General features: G+C 49.7%; 16 protein-coding genes. 12 read left to right on the top strand and 4 right to left on the bottom strand.

The genetic code is table 11. The features are described from left to right. From ACO6VE_RS18595 to tilS, 5 genes are all read left to right on the top strand, one after another. Nucleotides 1-653 (top strand): ankyrin repeat domain-containing protein (locus ACO6VE_RS18595; RefSeq protein WP_422462819.1); only part of this gene is annotated, 653 nt, incomplete at its 5' end. 217 nt (nt 654-870) lie between these two features. Further along, nucleotides 871-4,380: a DNA polymerase III subunit alpha gene (gene dnaE / locus ACO6VE_RS18590; RefSeq protein WP_422462817.1), complete on the top strand. Its 3,510-nt coding sequence runs from the start codon at nt 871-873 to the stop codon at nt 4,378-4,380. A gap of 231 nt (nt 4,381-4,611) precedes the next feature. Continuing rightward, complete coding sequence (locus ACO6VE_RS18585; protein WP_422445331.1) at nt 4,612-5,517, top strand: hypothetical protein; 906 nt, start codon at nt 4,612-4,614, stop codon at nt 5,515-5,517. Between the two features lie 309 nt (nt 5,518-5,826). After that, a complete protein-coding gene (gene accA, locus ACO6VE_RS18580; protein ID WP_422445329.1) occupies nt 5,827-6,777 on the top strand; it encodes an acetyl-CoA carboxylase carboxyl transferase subunit alpha in 951 nt (316 codons plus the stop codon). Continuing rightward, nucleotides 6,774-8,183 carry a tRNA lysidine(34) synthetase TilS gene (tilS, locus tag ACO6VE_RS18575; protein WP_422445327.1) on the top strand — a complete coding sequence of 470 codons (1,410 nt, stop codon included), beginning with the start codon at nt 6,774-6,776 and terminating at the stop codon, nt 8,181-8,183. The genes accA and tilS overlap by 4 nt, the downstream gene beginning before the upstream one ends. 18 nt (nt 8,184-8,201) lie before the next feature. Here tilS and ACO6VE_RS18570 read toward each other — a convergent pair whose 3' ends face one another. Further along, complete coding sequence (locus tag ACO6VE_RS18570; protein WP_422462815.1) at nt 8,202-11,243, bottom strand: hypothetical protein; 3,042 nt, start codon at nt 11,241-11,243, stop codon at nt 8,202-8,204. A gap of 272 nt (nt 11,244-11,515) precedes the next feature. On the opposite strand from ACO6VE_RS18570, the gene ACO6VE_RS18565 reads away from it, so the two are divergent. From ACO6VE_RS18565 to ACO6VE_RS18555, 3 genes are all read left to right on the top strand, one after another. Beyond that, the gene (locus ACO6VE_RS18565) at nt 11,516-13,147 is read left to right on the top strand and encodes a CTP synthase (RefSeq protein ID WP_422462813.1); all 1,632 of its coding nucleotides are present in this window, start codon (nt 11,516-11,518) and stop codon (nt 13,145-13,147) included. Between the two features lie 59 nt (nt 13,148-13,206). Further along, the gene (gene kdsA / locus ACO6VE_RS18560; RefSeq protein ID WP_422445321.1) at nt 13,207-14,058 is read left to right on the top strand and encodes a 3-deoxy-8-phosphooctulonate synthase; all 852 of its coding nucleotides are present in this window, start codon (nt 13,207-13,209) and stop codon (nt 14,056-14,058) included. Between the two features lie 118 nt (nt 14,059-14,176). Then, nucleotides 14,177-14,950 (top strand): helix-loop-helix domain-containing protein, encoded by a 774-nt coding sequence (locus ACO6VE_RS18555; protein ID WP_422462812.1) that lies wholly within the window; start codon nt 14,177-14,179, stop codon nt 14,948-14,950. On the opposite strand, the gene ACO6VE_RS18550 is transcribed toward ACO6VE_RS18555, so the two are convergent. Then, complete coding sequence (locus tag ACO6VE_RS18550) at nt 14,947-15,249, bottom strand: DUF6506 family protein (RefSeq protein ID WP_422445317.1); 303 nt, start codon at nt 15,247-15,249, stop codon at nt 14,947-14,949. The genes ACO6VE_RS18555 and ACO6VE_RS18550 overlap by 4 nt on opposite strands. Nucleotides 15,250-15,411: 162 nt before the next feature. Here ACO6VE_RS18550 and ACO6VE_RS18545 point away from each other — a divergent pair, with 162 nt between their 5' ends. Both ACO6VE_RS18545 and ACO6VE_RS18540 read left to right on the top strand, forming a co-directional pair. After that, nucleotides 15,412-15,882: a hypothetical protein gene (locus ACO6VE_RS18545; protein ID WP_422445315.1), complete on the top strand. Its 471-nt coding sequence runs from the start codon at nt 15,412-15,414 to the stop codon at nt 15,880-15,882. A 308-nt stretch (nt 15,883-16,190) separates the two neighbouring features. Beyond that, the gene (locus tag ACO6VE_RS18540) at nt 16,191-16,673 is read left to right on the top strand and encodes a hypothetical protein (protein ID WP_422445313.1); all 483 of its coding nucleotides are present in this window, start codon (nt 16,191-16,193) and stop codon (nt 16,671-16,673) included. A gap of 398 nt (nt 16,674-17,071) precedes the next feature. Here ACO6VE_RS18540 and ACO6VE_RS18535 read toward each other — a convergent pair whose 3' ends face one another. After that, on the bottom strand, nt 17,072-18,598 hold the full coding sequence (locus ACO6VE_RS18535; protein WP_422462810.1) for a hypothetical protein: 1,527 nt from the start codon (nt 18,596-18,598) through the stop codon (nt 17,072-17,074). Between the two features lie 256 nt (nt 18,599-18,854). Here ACO6VE_RS18535 and ACO6VE_RS18530 point away from each other — a divergent pair, with 256 nt between their 5' ends. Both ACO6VE_RS18530 and eno read left to right on the top strand, forming a co-directional pair. After that, nucleotides 18,855-19,139, top strand: a complete 285-nt coding sequence (locus tag ACO6VE_RS18530) for a DUF406 family protein (protein WP_422445309.1) — start codon at nt 18,855-18,857, stop codon at nt 19,137-19,139. A 272-nt stretch (nt 19,140-19,411) separates the two neighbouring features. Further along, complete coding sequence (eno, locus tag ACO6VE_RS18525; protein WP_422445307.1) at nt 19,412-20,704, top strand: phosphopyruvate hydratase; 1,293 nt, start codon at nt 19,412-19,414, stop codon at nt 20,702-20,704. Nucleotides 20,705-20,839: 135 nt separating this feature from the next. On the opposite strand, the gene ACO6VE_RS18520 is transcribed toward eno, so the two are convergent. Beyond that, nucleotides 20,840-22,807, bottom strand: a complete 1,968-nt coding sequence (locus ACO6VE_RS18520) for a WD40 repeat domain-containing protein (RefSeq protein ID WP_422462808.1) — start codon at nt 22,805-22,807, stop codon at nt 20,840-20,842. Nucleotides 22,808-22,820 lie beyond the last annotated feature (13 nt).

Below are 22,820 nucleotides of genomic sequence, written 5' to 3'. Positions count from 1 at the left end.
ATGTTGAGGTGGTTCGGCTGCTGATCAACAAAAGGGCTGATGTTAACCTGGCTACTTCAGACGGATTCACGCCGCTCAGTTTTGCAGCGGAAGAAGGGCATGTTGAGGTGGTTCGGCTGCTGATCAACAAAAGGGCTGATGTTAACCTGGCTACTTCAGACGGATTCACGCCGCTCAGTTTTGCAGCGGATAAAGGGTATGTTGAGGTGGTTCAACTGCTGCTCGACCACGAGGCCAAGGTCAATTTGGCGACGAACAAGGGCACTACGCCGCTCTCTTTTGCTGCACAAAAAGGGCATGTTGAGGTGGCCCGGCAACTGATTGAAAAGGGTGCTGATGTTGATCAGGCTACTATAAAAAAGGCCACGCCACTCTATTTTGCCGCCAAGCTGGGTAACAATAAGATGGTTCAACTGTTATTAGCCAATGGTGCAGATCCAAACAAAAAAGCGGAAAGATTTCGACTGTGGTTTTTTTCGATCACCAGGTCACCTCGTGCCGCTGCCCGACGTTATCATGGAAATAAAGAAACGGTGGATATGATAAGGGCAGCCAAAGCCCTGAAAAAAAGAAACATTGTTCGATCCAGTGAATACTCACCACTGCTTGCTGGTCAATTTCCATCTTTTGGTTCCATTCGACAAGATCTATAGCGCCAGAATAATAAGTGCAGATCAACGACAGCACACTTTAAAGGAACATTGTTGCCTGAAGGGGCAGGCCTTTGGGTGGCCAGCTGGTCACGCCGGATGCGGCGGTTGAGGACTATGAACGCGGTAGTTGGTTGCAATAAAGCAATATTTTTTATTGGTGTATTTATCAGAGGATTCATTATCATTACCGGATTGCCATTCAGGACCTCCTTCTCCCATGACAGCACAATTTATCCACTTACGGGTGCATACCGAGTTTTCCCTCAGCGACGGGCTGGTGCGAATAAAACCGTTGATCAGCGCGATTTCCGGCTCTGGCATACCGGCGGTGGCGGTGACCGACCAGTCCAATCTCTGTGCGCTGGTGAAGTTTTATTCGGGGGCCATGGGCGCAGGCATAAAGCCCATTTGTGGCGCTGACCTCTGGGTGGAAAATCCGGCGGACAAGTATGCACCGTCCCGTCTGGTGTTGCTGTGTATGGATGAGCAGGGTTATCACAATCTGACCGAGCTGATCTCCCGGGCGTTTATGGAAAATCAACACCATGAAAAAGCACTGGTCAAACGGGAGTGGATCATGGCTCAGTCAGAGGGCCTGATTGCGCTTTCCGGTGCCAGGGAAGGTGAGATTGGCCGGGCACTGTTATCGGGCAAAAAGTCGCTGGCGGGTGAGTTATTGCAGGAGTGGATGGGGGCGTTTCCTGATCGCTTCTACCTGGAATTGCACCGTACCAACCGGGCAGGGGATGAAGAGTGCGTTCATGGTTCCGTGGCTCTGGCGGCAGAATTCAACTGTCCGGTGGTGGCCACCAATGATGTGATGTTTATGACCCGGGATGATTTCGAAGCCCATGAGTCCAGGGTCTGCATCGGCGAAAGTGTGGTTCTGGATGATCCCCGCCGGGAACATCGCTACAGTGAAGAGCAGTACCTGAAGTCTGAGCAGGAGATGGCTGAACTCTTTGCGGATATTCCTGAAGCACTGGCCAACTCCGTTGCCATTGCCCAGCGCTGTTCTATTAATGTCAAACTGGGTGAGTACTTTCTGCCGGAATATCCCGTGCCAGAAGGTAAAACCATGGATCAGTTTTTCCGTGAATTTTCCCATGACGGTCTGACGGAGCGACTGGGATTTCTGTTTGATACTGCGGCACCAGACTTTCCGGAAACCGAAAAAATCTACCGGGACCGACTGGACTTTGAGCTGAACACCATTCTGCAGATGGGATTCCCGGGGTACTTCCTGATCGTTATGGACTTTATCCAGTGGTCTAAAAATAACGATATTCCCGTTGGCCCGGGTCGTGGTTCCGGTGCCGGGTCACTGGTGGCCTATGCCCAGAAAATCACCGATCTGGACCCGATCAAATACGACCTGCTGTTTGAGCGATTCCTGAATCCTGAGCGGGTGTCGATGCCCGACTTTGACGTTGACTTCTGTATGGAAGGCCGGGACCGGGTGATTGATTATGTGGCCCGGACCTATGGACGCGATGCGGTTTCCCAGATCATCACCTTCGGTACCATGGCAGCCAAGGCGGTGGTGCGGGATGTGGCCCGGGTTCAGGGTAAGTCCTACGGTCTGGCGGATCGCCTGTCGAAAATGATCCCCTTTGAAATCGGCATGACGCTCGGTAAGGCCTATGAACAGGAAGAAACCATTCGGGAGTTTCTGGAGTCCGATGAAGAGGCGGCGGAAATCTGGGAGATGGCGCTCAAGCTGGAAGGGGTCACGCGCAATGTCGGTAAGCACGCCGGTGGTGTGGTGATTGCCCCCACCAAGTTGACGGACTTTGCACCGCTTTACTGTGATGAGCACGGTAAAGGGGTGGTCACCCAGTATGACAAGAATGATGTGGAATACGCAGGTCTGGTGAAGTTCGACTTCCTGGGCCTACGCACGCTGACCATTATTGACTGGGCCCTGAAACTGATTAACCCCCGCCGGGCGCAGCGGGGTGAAGAGCCTCTGGCCATTGAAGCCATCGATCTTGAAGATAAAAGCGCCTACGAGATGCTGAAGCGGGCGGAAACCACCGCCGTCTTCCAGCTGGAATCCCGTGGGATGAAAGATCTGATCAAACGTCTCCAGCCCGACTGCTTTGAAGATATTATCGCTTTGGTAGCCCTGTTCCGTCCGGGTCCGCTGCAGTCCGGGATGGTGGACAACTTTATTAACCGTAAGCATGGCCGGGAGGAACTCTCGTTCCCGGATGCCCAGTATCAGCACGAGTGGCTTCAGCCTATTTTGCAGCCCACTTACGGCATTATCCTGTATCAGGAACAGGTGATGCAGATTGCCCAGGTGCTGGCCGGTTACACCCTGGGCGGTGCGGATATGCTGCGCCGGGCCATGGGTAAGAAAAAGCCGGAGGAGATGGCCAAGCAGCGGGCGGTGTTTGAAGAGGGCGCTATCAGCCAGGGCGTTGATGGTGAGCTGGCCATGAAGATCTTCGATCTGGTGGAGAAGTTTGCGGGCTATGGCTTTAACAAATCCCACTCGGCAGCCTACGCCCTGGTTTCCTACCAGACGCTGTGGTTGAAGGCTCACTATCCATCGGAATTTATGGCGGCGGTCATGAGCTCCGATATGCAGAATACCGATAAGGTGGTGACCTTTATCGAAGAGTGTCGGGATATGGGCCTGACCGTGCTGCCGCCCAGCGTGAACAGCGGCGAATATATGTTCGGTGTAAACGACGATGGGCATATTGTCTATGGGCTGGGGGCCATCAAGGGCGTGGGTGAAGGCCCGATTGAGGCGATTGTCCGGGCTCGTAAAGAGGGTGGTCCATTCAAGGACCTGTTTGACTTCTGTGAGCGGGTGGATGCCAAAAGCATCAACAAGCGGGTGCTGGAGGCATTGATCAAATCCGGGGCGCTGGACCTGCTTGGGCCGGTCCCACAAAAGCCGGAACAGCTGAATTTCAATCGAGCCGTGCTTGAGGCGAGTCAACTTGAGGCGATCAAAGCGGCGGACCAGGCGGCCAAAAGCCTGGATTCCGGTCATATGGATATGTTTGGTGCCCTGGTGCCCGCCGGCGAAGAGGCTGTTTACGACACCTACCTGAAAACCAGCGAATGGACCGATAAGGTTCGCCTCGGTGGCGAGAAGGATACCCTGGGGCTCTATCTGACCGGTCACCCCATTGATGAATACGAAAGTGAAATCCGGCACTTTATCCGCAACCGTATTAAAGACCTTCAGCCTGCCCGGGGCGATAGCCAGAATATCGCCGGGCTGGTGGTGGATATGCGGATCATGAAAAACAAGAAAGGGGACAAAATGGCGTTTGTTACCCTGGATGACCGCACCGGCCGGATTGAGGTGTCGGTGTTTGCCGATGTGTTTGGTGAGTATCAACACCTCCTCCATAAAGACGCGGTGCTGGTGGTGGAAGGGGAAGTCACCTTTGATGATTACTCCGGTAGCCTGAAAGTCCGCTCGAAGAAAGTGATGAAAGTGGTGGATGCCCGCAGCCATTACGCCCGTCGTCTGGTTCTTGAGGTTTCCCATGAACAGATTGATGGTCATTTTGAACGAAAATTGTCGTCCATGCTGGGCGGGCAGCCGGGTCGGCTGCCGGTCAGGATTGATTACCATCGGGACGATGCCCGTGCCAGCCTGATGCTGGGTGAGCAATGGCTGGTCAACCCCAGTGATGAATTGGTGCTGGAACTCCGGCAGTGGCTTGGCAAAAATGCGGCTAACGTTGAGTATGCCTGAGCAAGTGCTTGGGAATTGGGGTATGAAACGGAAGCTGTGGGTTTTGTGCAGTTTCCCTTTTTCGATGGAATAGTAAAATCAACTTTCCTAGAACTTTCATTGGCGTATGAGGTCTGACTTTTCGATCAGGTAAACTCACCGGTTTTCCTGGTTGCAGACTGCACCGGGCTTAAGGGCTGCCTGAATGCAAATGGTCATGTACTTGGTGAAATTTTTATGAGAGGAATTTTTATGACTCCTGTTAAAGCTCGCTCACCGATGTTGCCGAAAGAAGCCAACCAAGAGGCTACAAAAACAGCCGATCAGGGAAAGTTTAACGATCGCTCCACTACCGTTGTTAGCAGGGCTCCCGCCTCGATAACACAGGATCCTGGTTCCACTTCTGGTGGCAATACGGCTGAATCTCAAACAAGGACAATTGCAATAAGACTGGCAGAGACTGAGGCTCTGCCAGCCAAAAATGATCAGCTATGCCCCGATACCATCAAAGCGAAGACAGTCCCGGCTGATCTGATATTTCGGAAAATGGAAAAACCAATAATCGAGAACCCTGAATCAACGCCTGTCCCACCGGTAGCCTACTTCCGGCGTGCAGATGGGACATTGGGCGAGGTGGATTTCACGGAACTCGGAAATACCCTGAAAGAGGTTACCGGTGCGTTTGTTTTCAAAAAATATCATGCCGGTGAATATCATCTGAATTGGGGAAGAAGTTTTTCCGGGTTGTATGACCCTTATTCAATCCATGCGGGTCAACTTGATAATGGCAGTTTTTTCCTTCATGCATTGAAGCCTGAGCTTTGTGATCGGCTATTTACACTGGATACCGCTCGCCAGCAAATCCGTTACCTGGGGGATGATGATTTCACACCCGGCCCCGGGGAGCATGATGACCATTTCTCCCTCTATTGCGGAACCACCTATGGTGAGGCAATGGCAGCTTTTGAGCTGGCTTGCAAGGGCACCGACATAGCCAATTGCATCAGGCCACTGCTGGGATGGTCTGACGCTGTTGGCGCAAAGATGGGGCATCAACCGAAAGTCCTGGGTTTTCAGGCAGAAGCCATGGAAATGCCACAGGTAGTCCCAGACCCATACTGGGAGAAGATGGCGGAGTGTGATATGTCTTTATTCTGATGCGACTGGGCTAACTGCAGCCCTGCCTGTCCCGTTGCCCGTTGTAACTTCCGGGCATTGCGGGCCGGCTGGCTACCGGGGGGGCGCAAAATGTACCCACGGTGGAGGTTCCTCCTTTATTGTCCACTACAGGCAGTGGTTCCAGCTTTTCAAAAGGGGACATCCTATTCTCGTATTGCTTTTCTGCAGACTTCCAGGTCGACCAGCTGTTGAACTGTTTACAGGTAATTACGCTTTTTAACTCGACTTTACGGCGGTGTTTACGTATTTTGATCCTTATTTACTCTCCGGCCATGATAAGTGGACTTCATGAACCCGAATTACCTGGACTTTGAACAGCCAATTGCTGAACTGGAAGCCAAGATAGAAGAGCTTCGGCTGGTCAGCAGCGATGCAGAGCTGAATATTACTGAAGAGATTGCCACACTGCAGGATAAGTGCCGCAGTCTGACGGATGCCATTTTCAGCAACCTTTCTTCCTGGCAGGTGGCCCAGCTGGCCCGGCACCCCAGAAGGCCCTACACGCTGGACTATATTCGCCATCTTTTCACCGAGTTTGATGAACTCCATGGCGATCGCCATTTTGCCGATGACCCCTCCATTGTGGGGGGCATGGCCCGACTGGATGGTCGACCGGTGATGGTGATTGGTCATCAGAAGGGGCGTGAGATCGAAGAGAAAGTTCGCCGGAATTTCGGGATGCCCAAACCGGAAGGTTACCGCAAAGCCTGTCGCCTGATGGAAATGGCGGAACGTTTCAAGATGCCCATCCTGACCTTTATTGATACACCGGGCGCATACCCCGGTATTGGTGCAGAGGAACGTGGGCAGAGTGAGGCGATTGCCTACAACCTGGCGGTGATGTCCCGCTTGAAAGTGCCTGTGATTTCCACGGTGATCGGTGAAGGGGGTTCCGGTGGTGCATTGGCCATTGGGGTTTGTGATCATCTGGTGATGATGGGGTATTCAACTTACTCTGTTATTTCCCCTGAGGGTTGTGCCTCCATTCTCTGGAAAAAAGCCGAGTACGCATCTACTGCTGCAGAAGCCATGGGGGTAACTGCCGGGCGTTTACAGGAGCTGGGTCTGGTGGATACCCTGGTGGCAGAGCCATTGGGTGGTGCACACCGGGATCCTGAAGCAGCGGCTGCCAGTTTGAAAGCCACGCTGGTGGATCAGCTGAACATGCTTTCGGCACTGGACAGCGATACCCTGCTGGAAAATCGTTACCAGAAAATCAGGGACTTTGGGGCGCTTTGATTGCGAAAACGATGGCAAAAACCAGCGCAGAGATCACTTCCTGTCACCCGCTAAGCCCTGAGTGGGTGCTTGATCAACTATCTTCAAGCCTGCAGCTACCGGTATCTGAATGCCCTGTAACGGTGGCATTCAGTGGCGGTGTTGACTCCACCGTTTTACTCCATTTGCTGGCCTGCCTGCGTGATCGGGGAGATATTGCTGATGTGGCTGCTGTTCATGTTCATCATGGTTTGAGCCGTTACGCTGATCAGTGGGCTGAGCACTGTCAGTCGGTATGTGAACAGTGGCAGATACCGCTGACCATCGCCAGAGTTTCTCTGGAAAATGACGGCTATGGTCTGGAGCAGGCGGCCAGGGACGCTCGATACCAGGTATTTATCAATGCCGTGGAAGAGGGTGGCTGTCTGTTGCAGGGGCATCATCGGGATGATCAGGCAGAGACGGTTCTGCTCAGGTTATTCCGCGGGACCGGGGTTGATGGTGTTCAGGGGATTCCCGAACAAAGGTCCCTGGGCAATGGGCTGTTGTTACGGCCCTTACTGAATGTGGCCCGAGCATCCATTGAAGCTTACGCCCGGACAAATAACCTCCGATTTATTGAAGATGACAGTAATACGGATGAACGCTTCTCCCGCAACTTTCTCCGTCAGCGACTGATTCCCATGGTGGAAGAGCGCTGGCCGGGTGCGTCGGAACGATTGGTCGAATTTGTGCGGGATGTGGGGCAGATGAATCAAACCGTGCAGCAGCAAACTGTCGAACAGTTGGCCCTGTGTATTGATTATCGCCCGCAATGGCTGCTTGACCGGCAACCGCTGATGAATCTGGCAACGCTGCAATCCCTTGATGCCGGTTCCCAGCGTCGAGTGGTTCGCCAATGGTTGAAACAGCAGGGCATACAACTGCCCTCCAGAGACACCCTTGAACAGATCTTTGATGAAGTGGTTGAAGCTCGAATCGACGCCGAGCCGCTGCTGACAGTGGCACCTCGCTTTACCCTGACTCGCTACCAGCAAATGCTGGTGCTGCTGGATGAAGACGTGAATTTGCAGGCATTTGAGCCCATGGTATGGGACTGGCAGAAAGAGCCAATCGTGGTGTTGGGAGACCGGTCGCTGATCTGCAGTGCTAAACAGGAGCACAGTGGTAACGCCATCCGACTGCCACAAAAACCATTACTGTTAAAACGCCGTTGTCATATATCAGGGGATGAAAAGTTTGCCATTACCGGGCGGCAAGGTCGAAAAACACTGAAAAAATGGCTGCAGGACTATAAAGTGCCACCCTGGCTGAGAGAATATCTGCCATTGGTGTTTGATGGTGACCAAATGGTGGCTGCTCCCGGTCTCTGGGTGTGTGATGGCTATTATGCCAACGAGAGTGATGGTTTAGCTCTCCATTGGTAACAGCCATCCGTCTTTGTTTTACGGGTTATTGTCGTTTGAGTTACCGTTCTCTAATGCCTCCAATGCCCGCAAACGTTCTCCCTGATCTCTAAAGTAGTGACTATTTTCAGCAACCCGGGACACCGTATCGTATGGATGTTGTAATTCGTTAAAATTAAACACAGGGTTCGGGTCATTGTGACCATTTTGATGGATTGGAAAAACGTCAGAATCCTGATATTGACGCCATAATTCCCATCGGTGAATCTTGGCAAAACGCTGTTTCTTTGCCTGGTAATTTTCCAGCCAGTGTGCCGAGTCAATATCCTCTTTTTGCTTGAAACTATCGATCATTTTGTGGGTCACTTTGACGAGTTGGCGATAGCGAACGTGGTACCATTTCTCCTTGAGCATTCGGGCAGCCAAAGCGCGAAATTCGATGAGTATCTCTTGTATCAGCTCTTTGCTTCCGGGCTCAGGGTAGCTGGCATCGACGACTTGTTGTAAGCAGGTTAAGCGCTTCTTCAATGCGCTCTTATCGATGCTGGCTGTCCACTTTAATCGACGGAACGCTTTATGTTCATCCACAAGATCTGAGAGTAGGGCTTTTTTCAAGGCTTCACGGTCTTCTGTGATGTTGTTTTGAACCAGCTGAATTTTTTTCTGCAGGGGCAGACTTTTTAGTAAGCCGTAGACGTTACTTGGGTGAAGGACGTAATCAGAGCGATCGCTTTCGTCAGGTTGTTTGGATAGATTGGTAATCATGTGTTTCGTCGGCGAAAGAACAGAGGTCAGTGTTCCAATCTGATGTTTTTTTAATCCGTACGTTCCGATAATGGGTAGGCTATTTCTTGGTAGCGGTAGATCTTCGTAGTTATAAACGACGGTAAATCTTTTTTCAGGCCACTTATTTCGCAATTTTTTTGCCTGTTTTTTTGCTGCTTTTATCAGTCTGTCCTCGGATGATCTCATAGTGCGGATGTAGTTCTCTACTAACGTTTTCCTCGCGCGTCCGCTGAGGTTTGCAGCAAGGTCTTTTTCTGGATAAAACAGCTCTTCCCTGACTTCTTCTGGCCCCACGATGTAGCTTCTGACGCCGCTGTTGGCAGATCGGAATAAATCGCAGGGCGGAAGGGATTTTACACAGGTATCGTCATTGTTCAGAAAAACAATGGTTTTGTCTTTAAAGTGATCAACTAACGTGACGCCGGTATCTGCATGTACCCCGGTCGCGGGCAACGGTGCAGTGTCGGTTTCGACAGCTGGATGCCCTTCGGTTTCCCTGGATTGCAGCTCATGGAACAGGCTTATCCCATTGTTGAGCGAGCTGTTCCAGGTGGCAAAAGTCAGTCCAAGTCGCTCGGCCAGGGCTTCCCATTGATTCCATTCTGGCAAAGAAGTGTTGGCGTTGGTAACTAACAGAAAATCTGCATCAGGATTGTACTGGTAACCCTCGGCAAGCTGAACTTGAAACACTCTTCGTTGTACCACTTCCACCAATTGGGGATCTGTCGGGCAATCTAAACGTCCCAGTTCGAGTTCTGCGAATAGTGTGACTTTTGTGTAAAGGTGCTGTGCAGGATTGCTGAAGGTGATCGAACCTGAAAGTCTGTCCTGACCATGGGGAGGAAGTTCATTGATCGATTTCGTGAGCCCCTGGTTACCGCTGAACGGTACACCATCTCTACTGTAAAAAGTTACGTCGGCGCTTCTCGTCTGGCCATTATTGGTATCTGCGGTGTCTGCGGTATCTGCGGTATCTGCGGTATCTGCTGTAAAGTGCAAGTTGAGCAACCGCTGTTGGCTGCCCTGCAAACCAAGGGCTTTCGGAGAAATATTGTTCACTTTTACCGACAGCAGTGCTTCTTCATCGCGGCTGATTGATTTGCTCCCTTCTATCGTATCGATATCCGCTGGATATCTTACGGGAAACCTTATTTGCTCTGTGGCTACTTTTGAGAACTGTCGCTCAACCCGTCCAACAGTGGCGCTAAAGTTGGCGACACCCGTTTCATGCAGCGGCTCACCTGTGGGTATTGTTTGAGGTCTATTAATGGTAAATTCCAGGCGATTCTGTGGGTGAACTTCCTGGCCAGGCGGTATAGCGCAAGGGAGGTTGAAAACAGAGCGGGGGTTGAAGCTGACCCATTTATTATTCACCATGCTCATTCTGATGGGTTGTTTATTGGGTGTTGGCATGTCACCGGTATTAGTGACTGACAAATCAACAGAGACCTCTTTGCCGGGTTCGAAAAAACCATTGCCGCCAGGCTTTTTTGCCAGCAGTGTGGAGTCTGTAACGGACAGGTCATAAGGCCCGGTATACCGGTTGTTGCCCACAGCAATATGAAAACTGCCAGAGTTTCCGCAACGTCCATCAGGGGCGTTACGCCCGACTCGTCCCCGGAGGCCGCAGGGGCCATCAAATCCTCCCGGATTAAAACGGAGTGTTATGCGGCTTTGGGTCTGCCCGCTTGAGTCGGTGTAGATCTCAGTATCGGGATACCAGCATGATTCCCCACCTTTTCCTCCGTCTCCTCCCAGGCCACCGTCTCCGCCTTTTCCACCCCGGCCTTGTGTGCCACCCCGAACGTCAGGAATGTTGGTGAGCATGAGCAAATCGGTTTGCGAAGGTGCTACTGTGAGGGTTACTTTACCGCCATTGCCACCATCGCCACCCCGTGCGCCATTGCCACCATTGCCCCCGGTGCCGCCTTGACCTCCGTTTTCACCCCACAGAAATCTGTTGGCATTTCTCCCCTTTTTCCCGGTTAGCCCTTTGCCCCCATCACCGCCGTTGCCCCCATGGCCTGCATCACCGCCACGGGCTTCAAGAAAGATTGATGTTTTTCTATCGAACAGGCTTAACTGAAGTGATGTCCCGTTCCCTTTAATCAAAACACCGGCATTATTGGTTGACAACGCGACATTCAGTTCGCGAGCGTTTTGGCCGTGTTCTCCCTGAGCGCCGTCCTGCCCGCGATAACCGCCGAATTGACCGTTTGCACCGCAGGCTCCATTTTTGCCGACGGCTCCGTTGGTAACGTACCTTAAAGTGTTCCCGGAATGTAAAGGAGACATAAATAGATCCCAGCGTAATTGTGAGTGTGATAGTCAGCTTATTGTTATGGTCTGACCATGAACTGCCGGTTTTTTATCCCCGGCGCAAATAAAAATGAGTGGTCGATCTGATATCAGAGTGAGTGACCGCCTCGGTGATTGGCACGAAGCATTTTTTAAGGGGTGTATTGATGCAATAACGGTTTTACGTTCACTGCCGGTTTTGGTATCCTGATATCCCATCTTGAGACTCTCTTTTCACCCCGCTTTTATTATATTCACAGCAGGTAAGCATGACGCGTTATATTTTCGTCACCGGCGGTGTTGTTTCTTCGTTAGGCAAAGGCATCGCATCGGCATCTCTCGCCGCCATTCTTGAGGCACGTGGTCTCAAGGTGACGATGCTCAAGTTGGACCCTTATATCAACGTCGATCCGGGTACCATGAGCCCTTTTCAGCATGGCGAGGTTTTCGTTACCGAAGATGGTGCCGAGACTGACCTGGACCTGGGGCATTACGAGCGTTTTATCCGAACCACCATGAAGCAGGGTAATAACTTTACTTCTGGCCGGATTTACCAGGATGTTCTGCGTAAAGAGCGTCGTGGTGACTATCTCGGTGGTACGGTACAGGTTATTCCGCACATCACCGATGAGATCAAGCGCCGGGTGGTTAATGGCGCGGGCGATGCGGATATCGCCCTGGTGGAAGTGGGTGGGACTGTGGGTGATATCGAATCCCAGCCATTCCTGGAAGCCATTCGTCAGTTGAAGGTAGAGCTCGGATTTCAACGTGCCATGCTGATGCACCTGACCCTGGTGCCTTACATCAAAACCGCCGGTGAGACCAAGACCAAACCAACCCAGCACTCTGTTAAAGAGCTGCGTTCGATTGGCCTTCAGCCAGATATCCTGGTGTGTCGCAGCGAACAGTACATTGATGCCTCGGCCCGCCGCAAGATTGCCCTGTTTACCAACGTTGAAGAGCGTGCGGTTATCTCCCTGGAAGATGCGGACAGCATTTACAAAATTCCTCGGATGCTCCACGAGCAGAGTCTGGATCAGATCATTGTGGATCGCTTCAACCTGGGCTGCCAGCCAGCGGACCTCTCTGAGTGGGACGATGTGGTGGATCGTGAGTTTAACTACTCCGAAGAGATCACCATCGCCATGGTGGGCAAATACATGGAACTGCTGGATGCCTATAAGTCGCTGATTGAGGCGATCAAGCATGCCGGTCTGAAAACCCGTACCAAGGTCAATATTCGTTACATTGACTCTGAAACCACTGAACAGGATGGTCTATCTGCCCTGGAAGGGGTATCTGCCATTCTGGTGCCCGGTGGCTTTGGTCACCGTGGTGTGGAAGGCAAGATTCAGACCGTGCGCTATGCCCGTGAGAACAAGATTCCTTTCCTGGGTATCTGCCTTGGCATGCAGGTGGCGGTCATTGAGTACGCCCGCCATGTTGCCGGTCTGGCAGGGGCGAACAGTACGGAATTTGATCGTCAGGCGGCCCATCCGGTGGTGGGTCTTATTACTGAGTGGATCGACGCTGACGGTATGGTTGAAAAGCGTGATGAAGGTTCTGATCTGGGCGGCACCATGCGTCTGGGTGCCCAGAACTGTAACCTGGTTGCCGGTACACTCTCCCGTGAAGCCTATGGCCAGGATGTTATTACCGAGCGCCACCGTCACCGTTATGAAGTGAATAACCATTACGTTGAGGCACTGGAAGAGGCGGGTCTGGTCATTGCCGGTCGCTCAGAAGACAACAGTCTGGTAGAGATCGTTGAGGTTGCCGACCATCCATGGTTTGTCGCCTGTCAATTCCACCCGGAATTTACCTCAACACCCCGGGATGGCCATGGTCTGTTTTCTGCCTTTATTCATGCAGCGCAGGCTTTTAAGCACGCTTCTCACTGAAGCCAATTGTTGATACCTGCTTTTGCAGGTTTTTTTCTGGAACGCCTGAAGGAACGTTTGTGAAAAGCAAAATTGTTGATGTCAATGGCATTCAGGTCGCTAATGACCTGCCGTTTGTCCTGTTTGCCGGGATGAACGTGCTGGAATCAAGAGACCTGGTCATGAAAGTGGCGGAAGAGTATGTACGGGTTACCGAAAAGCTCGGTATTCCCTATATCTTCAAGGCTTCCTTTGATAAGGCTAACCGTTCTTCAATCGCCTCCTACCGTGGTCCGGGCATTGATGAGGGGTTAAAGATTTTTCAGGAGCTGAAAGCGACCTTTGGTTTTCCGGTGATTACTGATGTCCATGAACCTCATCAGTGCCAGTCTGTGGCGGAAGTGGTGGATGTGATTCAGTTGCCGGCGTTTCTGGCCCGCCAGACGGACCTGGTCGAAGCCATGGCCAAAACCGGTGCTGTCATTAACATCAAGAAGCCGCAGTTTCTCAGCCCCGGCCAGATGGGGAATATTACCGATAAATTCCGTGAAGCGGGCAATGACCGTTTGATCCTCTGTGAGCGTGGTGTGAACTTTGGCTATGACAACCTGGTGGTTGATATGCTTGGCTTTCATACCATGAAGCAGGTGAGCGGCGGTGCACCGGTTATCTTCGATGTGACTCATTCGCTGCAGTGCCGTGATCCAATGGGGGCCGCCTCCGGTGGCCGCCGCCACCAGGTGACTGAACTGGCCCGTGCCGGTATGGCGGTTGGCCTGGCAGGACTGTTCCTGGAGGCTCATCCTGATCCTGATAATGCCCGCTGTGATGGCCCTTCAGCACTGCGCCTGTCCATGCTTGAGTCCTTCCTGACTCAGATGAAAGCTCTGGATGAGCTGATTAAATCATTTGAAGCACTGGATACTCTCTAAGTTCAGCTGTTTAACTCAGAACCTCCTGCTTTTGTTCAGAAGCGGGAGGTTTTTTTATGAACTAATGTTTTTGAAATTGGTCATATAGTTATAAATAAAATAAATCTGGAGCACATTTATGAACGGGACGGGTAATTTCAATATATTTCCAGGCGATTTTTCTCAACGTCAATATGGCCCTTTGAAATATCTCTTTGATGAGGAGGATCCCGGTTATCAAGAGTCTGCAGGTCCTGATCCTTTATTCAACGGGCGCGCACTTCAGAAAGTAGAAGATAAACCTGTATTACATCCTGAGAGCCAATCAGCACAGTTCAGTTCACTTACTGATAGTCAATTATCCAGTTTCAAAATCGGTACTGTTAATGCAGACCCTGCAAGGCATTGCCCTGAGAAATTTAATGAAATTGCAGTTTCTCTTGCAACAACTCCTGAAAATACAGACAAATCTCAAAGCGGGCCATTGAACGGCTGCCTGGCGGGTACTGATAAGATGCCCCGGGAACAGGCAGCGATAAAGCCACTTCCTGCTATCGAAAGCAGAACCGAAAATATCAGTCAAATCAACCAGCCGCCAGTTGATGATACGGAATCATTATCCAAGAATAGAAGACTGGCACACCAGACAGGAGTCAGTGAGAAACGACTCGAGCATAATGCCCGAGAACGGAAACGTACGGCAATAATGAGGGTTGCAATGGATGATTTAAAAGAACGGCTCTGTGGAACTTATTTCTCCGAAGGGATTCGTAAGAAGAAATTAAAGAATGTTGATGTGTTGCGTGGAGCCATTGGTTATATCAAAATGCTGAATGATATTCTGGCAAAGGGTTCGTCGGAGCAATCTCATTTCATTCCGCGTAGCGGAGATAAAGGCTTTTCAAATGGCTAAATGCCCATCAGTTCAATCAGGGGCTTTCTACTTTCAGGTCCATAAAATACTGCCCCAACAGGTACCCTGTTTTCGGTTTCTTCCTTTACCAGTGCAATAATTTCAGCGCTGGCTAACCCACCACTAAGTTCAATCATCTGTACACCGTTTTTCTCAACCAGTTCTCTGGCGATATCTGCGGCGGTTTCCCTGTGGTTCATATCAACGGATACACAATAAAAGTGGGCTTTTTCAGTAACATTCTCCTGGATGGATGAGGACTGTAGGCCGGGCATGGCATAGATAAATGCAAACTTCATGTTGACTCCTTTTAATTCTGTGTCAGGCAGGCTGGATTTATTGAAAAGTTAAAAATGAATTCTGGCAGAGGATGAAGGAAGTGCAAGAAAGAATGTCAATAAAAAAAATGAACGAAATACTATCTGATAGTGTCCAAAAAAACGACAATCGAGGATATTAACATGACGCTATGCTGTGCAACTAATAATACTGGACGAGTGCTACCACGTAATATGGATGCAACTACTCTATCACCTGATAATTCAACCCGGCGAAATGGCAAACATCTTTTGCAGACCACGCTCACGCATGCAGCTCGTGCATTAGTTTTTGGATCGTATACTACCCTGGTAAACCAATTCGTTGTTTCAAAACTGAATCAACCTCGCGATGATTTTTTGGCCTATCATTGTTTCAATAATTTGACCCGTGCTGAGAGAATCGAGTACATAGATCTAACTCCGTATGCTCCGGTTCATTTGTCACAGGTGGCCGTTGCCTCAACAGCTTTTTTTCTTGCCACCGGTGGCTTTTGCACATTGTATGAGGGATGCAAATCTATTTATGACCGGGCATGCACCTGTTTTTCAGGGCCTGATGTCGCAACAAATCAACCCGCAGGAGACTATCCAGAAGTCTATGATGAAGTCTAAGTCTCTTCCCCTGTCTGAATTCCTGACCAGATAGCAGCCATAATGCTATACAGGTGTTATGGTTTTCGGATGACTCTGGTCATCTCTTATCCGGGATGACCATTCACCATTCCAGCGCTTTCCCATTCCATTTGCCCGTGGCAGGAAAAAAGCCCGCAGCTAACCTGAAAGGCCAAACCGGGAAAATTTCCACCGACATCAAAATATGAATCATTGATAGTAAAAATAATTAGAAAAAAGTTGATTAGAATTGAACGAAATACCTCCTGATATTGTCTGAGAAATGACAACCAGTAAGGATATTAAGAATGACTTTAACAATTGGTACTGCCGGTATTAACGCTGGATCATCGATGCCTGGCAATCCCGAACTCCAGGCTGCGACTAATCCACCTGATAATTCAACCCAGCGAGAACGCAATGATATTTTTTCATCAACTTTCTTTCACGCCTTATTTTCAATTGGAGTTGGGACGTGTACTACCTATGTAAAAAATCGGGTCGTTTCACCACTGAATGATCCTGGTAAAGTCTTTTTGAGGGAGCATTGTTTTAATAATATGACCCTTTTTGATGAGTACGGAGAACTAACTCCGTTTACCCCGCTCTTTTTGACAGAGATAGCAGTAACGTCGACAGCCTTTTTTGTTGCCAGCGGTGGCTTGTGCAAGGCGTATAACGGATGTAAATCAATCTATGACCGGCTATGCCATACTCCGGCATATGAACGGCTACGCCATATTCCGGCACATGATGCCATCGCAATGCAACCTGAACCTGAAGAAGTCTAGGATTTTTCATTTGTGAGGTGAAGCGGTTCTATTTACCAAACCCGTCGTAAAGCATCGCCCAATCGGGCGGTGATATAAGACAGGAGCGCGCAGAGCGCTCCGCTTGAGTGTTTGTTCATTCCTTGCTAACTTTATCCAGTCTTTTGTAGACCTACCGTCGGGCAGACGGGATGTAAAGTCTGCGGAGTTCGTGTGAGACTTGGGGAGCATGGGTTGATTCGCCATCGTAAAAGCTCCCACTGTGGAACTTTTATGCGATAACCAAGCCTGTTCCCTGAGCTACGGACCGTGAAACAGAAACGTTCTTGAGCGATCAAGAACCCTCGTCCGCCAGGGCGGGGAGTGTCAGGGAACTGCTTCCCAAATCACCATGGCGCAGTCTTTTTTTGGTTTAATCGCTATTTATCAACAGATTTGATCAATTTTTTGGGGGAATCGCTGGGTAGTAAGTATTGTGGAAATTCAGTGGCAGTATCCTTAGGGGGGGCGAAATCAATCCCTTCCTTTTTATGCTTAAGCCTCCTTTGATTTAGCATATTGACTGTTTCAGCTTGTCTTTGGGACAAGGGAACCTTCTCTGGCTTGTCAAAGTGTATTTTCAGATTTTTAGCATCACGCTGACTGGCCTCCATCGCGATTTTTTGTTGTTTGACGTGTTCTAGTGCTGAATCTATATCCGGGTGTTCCAACCGTGGCCCTCTGAGGCTAACTAATTTCTCCTCCTGCTGGCGCATTCTCCTCTTGACCGCTTCAATGACGTCAGTTCCTTCTTTATCAGTGACGGCGCTGATACCCTGATTGCAACAAAAATATTTTACCTGTTCTATGCTTTTCGGATGCATATACGTTGGCATCGTGATTCTTAATGATTCCATTCTCAATTTATTTTCTTTGATTTTATTTTCTTCAATTTTATTTTCTTCAATTTTATTTTCTTCAATTTTATTTTCTTCAATTTTATTTTCTTTAATTTTATTTTCTTCAATTTTATTGTCTTTACCGCCTTTATCGTCTTTTATTTTGTTTGTTCCCATGACCTTTGGGCTAAGACGCTTTTTTAATTCCTCCTTGAAAAATTTATAGTGAGGAGCATACTCATTTTTTGTCTCTGTGAGATACGAATCCAGCTGATATTGGGTGACCGGAAGCTTGATGTTGGTTTCTACATTGATATAAAAAAGAGTCAATAACTGTTCCAGACCATTGATCGTTACCTGGGCGATAATAGCACCGGTTCCTGCCTGATAAAACACTTTGTCAACGGTGACTTTACCCGAAATGCCAAGCTGATTGGCAAGTTCACTGCCCTTAATGATGTCAATAGTATGAATATCCAGTTGATCCTCATCGTTAGCAATGTAAATCATACTGTCAGTTTCAAAGCAGTGCCGACTCATGGGAGGGATTATGCTATCAGGGCCATTAACAGGCGTCGTTTCTTCGAAAAATTGATCATCTGCATCGCTATCATCCGCAATAGCAACACATAATGAATCCTTGACATTTAGTGATGCGGACGCCTGATCAGTGGATTTGCCCGGGGAGGCATTCTCATTAAACCAGAATGAAAAGTATCGTCGCGGATCATCTTCATCATCATCGGGAATACGCCAATCTAGTTGGTCAGAATCTTCTGTTGATGGGGGATTCGCTGTCGTGGTTTTATCGGGATGAGTATCCTTTTCAGAAGGGAGAGATACCAGGAGATAATCACCAACTCTACGAACTGATATATTGTATGAAGAGATTTTTTCTGGTTGAGGGCTGCTTTCTTGAGAAGACCAAGCTTGAGAAGACAAAGTTAAGTTTGAAAATAAAGCCTTGGCGACAGTAACCGGGCTTTTCAGAAGACTGGCAAAATTACAGTTATCTTGAAGATAGCCAGTGTATTTTGAACCCACTAAATTTGATACTGTGTTAGACATTGGTTGCTCTATAATAACTTTCGTTTATAAATAAGAATTTTTTAATTTGATTCGGTTTTTCCTGTTTTTACGTCCAGCCCTTTTCACAGGATCTGGTTCTTACATTATTTGACCAGTAATTTGGAATATGGTTCCATTTTATTTCCGATTTTTCTTATTCACTCATTTTTCAAGGCCATTGTGCTATCTTATGGTTGATTTTTTCAGAAAATGATTCCTTGCATATCATCATCTGCCATTCAACAGGAGGCCTGATATGGACAATACCACCGCTGAACTGGAAGTTGATGCCGATCACTGTTTAGAGATTGGCCAGGTGATTGCACCCGGGGATACTCACCTCGAAATGACCATAAAGGGGGATACTGAGCAACAGGCAAACGACCAGATGGCAACGATGGAAGCCCTGGCCAACCGTATTTCTGACCACTGTCAGGTAAAGAAAACGGTGAATCTCCATCAGGGCAGTGCCACCATTGATGCCATGTTTGATTTTGACTGCACAGCAGAAAAACTGATTTTTGAATTGTATCTCAGGTAGTAATTTTACTTATCATTGTTAGGGCTGTTTGATGATTATTTGACCATTGATGCCTGGTTTAAACGATGGTTAACAGGCGATTAACAGTCGTTAACAGTAACGATCAGAAATCCACGAAGCTCAATGTTGGCGCGGTGTCCAGCGAAATTGTAAGGCTTTGACACAGGATTTTCCGGTGGTATAGTTGCCGCTCCCGTAACAATGCCACCGCTCTTTTACGGTATTGCTTACCTCTCACTTGAAATTTCCGAATTCTTCACCCGGAGTATCTCATGACCGCTATCAAGGAAATCAAGGCTCGCGAAGTCCTCGATTCTCGTGGTAATCCCACTGTTGAAGCTGACGTCATTCTTGAGTCTGGTGCCTTTGGTACTGCCTGTGCTCCCAGTGGCGCTTCCACGGGTTCCCGCGAAGCTCTGGAGCTGCGTGATGGTGACAAGTCCCGCTACCTGGGCAAGGGCGTTCTGCAAGCCGTTGCCAATGTTAACGGTCCTATCCGTGAAGCACTGCTTGGTTTTGATGCTAATGACCAGCGTGGCCTGGATCAGAAGATGATCGATCTGGACGGCACTGACAACAAAGCCAAGCTGGGCGCTAACGCCATCCTGGCGGTGTCTCTGGCCGCTGCCAAAGCCGCTGCCGTTGATAAAGGCATGCCTCTGTACGTGCACATTGCTGAGCTGAACGGTACTGCTGGCCAGTTCACCATGCCAGTGCCAATGATGAACATCCTGAACGGCGGTGAGCACGCTGACAACAACGTTGATATTCAGGAATTCATGATCCAGCCGGTTGGTGCCAAAAACTTTGCTGAAGCGCTGCGCATGGGTGCTGAAGTATTCCACGCTCTGAAGAAAGTTCTCTCCGACAAGGGCCTGAACACTGCCGTGGGTGACGAAGGTGGTTTTGCACCAAACCTGGCTTCCAATGCAGACGCTCTGGCGGTCATCAAAGAAGCTGTTGCTGCGGCCGGTTACACTCTGGGCACCGACATCACTCTGGCTATGGACTGTGCAGCTTCCGAGTTCTACGAAGATGGCAAGTACAACCTGAAAGGCGAAGGCAAAGTCTTCACTTCCAATGAGTTCTCTGACTACCTGAAAGGTCTGACCGAAGAATACCCGATTATCTCCATTGAAGATGGTCTGGATGAATCTGACTGGGACGGCTTCAAGTACCAGACTGAACTGCTGGGTGACAAGATCCAGATCGTTGGTGACGACCTGTTTGTAACCAACACCAGGATCCTGAAAGAAGGTATCGATAAGGGCATCGCCAATTCTATCCTGATCAAGTTCAACCAGATCGGCTCTCTGAGCGAAACTCTGGATGCGATCAAGATGGCCAAAGATGCTGGCTACACTGCCGTTATCTCTCACCGTTCCGGTGAGACCGAAGACGCCACCATCGCTGACCTGGCGGTAGGTACCTGTGCTGGCCAGATCAAGACCGGTTCACTGTGCCGTTCTGACCGTGTAGCCAAGTACAACCAGCTGATCCGTATCGAAGAGCAGCTGGAAGGCAAAGCGCCTTACCGTGGTATTGCTGAATTCAAGCGTGCCTGATTAGCGGTCGCTGCTGATGGAAAGGGGAGGCTTTAAGCCTCCCTTTTTGTTTGCCTGGCGAAGCGGGCAAACCCGTCAGGCTCAAAGAAGCCTGAGCCGCCCCGACCGGCGGAAAGTCAATCCGTCGATCGCCCTTTACCTGTGAACTTTTGGAGCAGACTTTCGGGTCTTTTTTCTAGGGGGAGGCATCAGTTCATTTAAAGAGCACTGGGGATGTGGTGCTAAATCTTCCTTATAAAGGTGCCAGACCTGCACCAGTTGAGCGTCGTTACTGATAGCCATTAAATGTCCTCCGTTGGCACTGAATGTTACCAGGTCAAGCTTGTAATGTTGGTGCAGCGTCGATTTGTGTATCCAGTTGCCATCTGCCGTAAGGCCATAGATTATGATGGCGTCATCATTTCTGGCTTCGATGACAATATGGGAGCCATCGTGGTTAAATTTGGCCGAGTAAACCCCGCCTGCTGTCGTAAAATTGAGGCTGGTTATCCAGTTGCCACCGGCCGTACAAGTGTGGATTCTGGCGTTGCATACAGGCAGGGATATGGGTGAGTAATTGCGGGAAAATGTCAGAATATGGCGGCCGTCAGCGCTGAACGTGGCTGAGGTAATATACATATCATCATGGACGATAATCTGTTGTTTTGACCAGCGCCTGGCGTTTGCGTCATACCGGTAGATTTTTGCTGTATGATCGCTACTGGCCGTGACTAGATAGTGGCTATCGGGGCTAAATCTAGTAGAAGAAATCCGTCGTTTATGCTTAATCGTGGTTTTATGCTGCCAGTTGTCGTGGGTATCAAAGCTCAGGATTCTGGCAGTATAATCGAAGCTCTCCGTTACTGCATGACGACTGTCAGGACTGAATGAAGTGTCGGTGATTTCCAGGGAGTGGTTAACACAGGTTTTTTTTACCCAATGGTTATCGGTGTTGCTGAAAATCGTTGCGGTACGATCTGGTTGGTTATTCTTGTCGCTAATGGTGATGATATGTTTGCCATCAGGGCTGAATTCAGCGGCAGTGACCTTACCATTATGGTCCAGGGTAGTCAGCTCCAGCCAGTTGCCGTTGCTGTCACGGGCATGGATTTTCGCTGTGTGATCGACACTGGTGGTGACTATCAAGCGGCTGTCAGGGCTGAATGTTGTTGAAAGAATCCTCCCTTTATGTCCCATTGTTGTTGTTACTATCCAGCGGCCAGCCTGGTTCATTGTGCATATTATGGCTCTGCGACCACTCCTGGCCATCACTGCATGGCGGCTGTCGGGGCTGAAAGTCGCCGAGCTGATAAATCGATCAGAAATGATGATGAGTTTTTCTGTCCAGCTGCCGTCGGCATTACAGCTGGTGATTTTTGCGGTTGAAGCCGTGTAGCTCAATATATGCCGGTTATCAGTGCTGAAGGTGATCCGCCGCACTCTGTCTTCATGGGCAATGGCTATCTCTGCGGGCCTTGCGGTGATTTCCGTCCTGCCATAATCCGAACCACAGCGCGCGTAACTGTTGGTCGCCAGAAAGCGTCCATCGCTGCTGAGTTTGGCTGATGCAGCCGTAAAGGGGATGCAGTCAATGGATATTGCCAATTCCGGCTGGAAAGTACGACAGTTAACCATCAACTGGTTCACTGTGTAAAACAGGATTTGCGGGAAATATTTCCCTTTTTGTGGTTCCCGTGGCGGTATGTCATTGTCTGTCACTTCCCCGGCTGAATGGCCGCAAATAGTGCTGATCAGCGTTTCATTGCCGGTGAATTGCCTCAGCCAGGCTTCCAGTTCATGGTTGCTGATGTTTTTGGCAATCTGGATGAATTGCTGCTGCTGTCGTGGCTCGAGCTGTTTAAACCAGATCCTGGCGGGCAGATGATCTGCACGGATGATAGCCAGCAAAGACGAACAGGTCTGTGCCATGGCCTTGATATCACGGTCCCCTAAAAAACCCAGTATGTGCCTTATGGGTTGCTCTGGAAGATCCAGCAATAGCAATGGCCCCGGGTTGGTAACGGCGGTGATTCGGTTTCTGGTTCTGTGTTCCACGGGCGGGATGGTGGTGGCAGCCGGAGGGGTATGGCTGTTGGTACTGCCAATGGGGTTGCCAGTCGGCATATTCCGAACTCCC

Source organism: Endozoicomonas sp. ALB115 (assembly GCF_049310245.1).
In the GTDB taxonomy this organism is placed as follows: domain Bacteria; phylum Pseudomonadota; class Gammaproteobacteria; order Pseudomonadales; family Endozoicomonadaceae; genus Endozoicomonas.
Note: the sequence above shows the minus strand (reverse complement) of the source record. Positions and strands in the feature narration are given on the sequence as shown.